Source organism: Propionivibrio limicola, assembly GCF_009469695.1.
Lineage (GTDB): Bacteria > Pseudomonadota > Gammaproteobacteria > Burkholderiales > Rhodocyclaceae > Propionivibrio > Propionivibrio limicola.
The window spans coordinates 1-930 of record NZ_SSSR01000043.1; the positions used below are offsets into that span (position 1 = coordinate 1).

At 64.7% G+C, this 930-nt stretch carries 1 protein-coding gene; it reads right to left on the reverse strand.

Translation table 11 applies throughout. The features are described 5' to 3' along the window. Positions 1–12: 12 nt before the first annotated feature. Positions 13–930 (reverse strand): IS66 family transposase (gene tnpC, locus GH659_RS14715; protein WP_153112188.1); only part of this gene is annotated, 918 nt, incomplete at its 5' end.

Genomic DNA, 930 nt, shown 5'->3' on the forward strand with positions numbered 1-930 from the left:
TTGAAACCGGAATCAGGCTGAAGCGTTGTCAGGCGAGGCGATCTGCGTTGCCACGGCCCAAGGCAGGAGTTCGTCGACACGATTGACCGGATGTTCGGCGATGCGCTCGATGACGAAACGCAGATAGGCTTCGGGGTCGAGGCCGTTGAGTTTGGCCGAACCGATCAGGCTATAAATTGCGGCGGCGCGTTCGCCGCCGGCATCGGAGCCGGCGAACAAGAAATTCTTTCGGCCCAGAGCGACCGTGCGCAACGCCCGCTCGGCGGCATTATTGTCGATCTCGACCAGGCCATTGCCCGTGTACCGAGTCAGCGCCGGCCACAACTTCAAAGCATAACGAATCGCCTCGGCCAAGGCCGACTTTCTCGACAGGCCGCGCAGGGTCTCCTGCAGCCAGTCGTGCAGACGGGTCAGCAGCGGGCTGGCGCGGGAGAGACGGGCGATCTGCCGCTCTGGCGGCGGTTGGCCCAGAATGTCTTTCTCGATCGCGTAGAGCGCGCCGATGCGTTTGAGCGCCTCCGCCGCCACCGGCGACGCATGCGCCTTGTGCAGATCGAAGAACTTGCGCCGCACATGCGCCCAGCACGCCGCCTCCTGGATCGTACCATCGGCGTACAAGGCATCGAACCCGCCATAGGCATCGGCTTGCAAGACGCCTTGGAAGGATTTCAGATGCGCCTGCGGATGCTCGCCGCGTCGATTCGGCGAGTAGGCAAACCAGACGGCCGGCGGGTCGTCGCTGCCCGCCGGACGATCATCCCGGACGTACGTCCAGAGACGACCGGTCTTTGTCTTGCCTTCGCCGGGAGCCAGCACTCGCACCGGCGTATCGTCGGCGTGAATCTTGGCGCCGGACAGGACATGGCGGTTCAGCGCCGCCACCAATGGCCGTAGCAGCGCACTGCACTGGCCGACCCAGCCGGCCAGCGT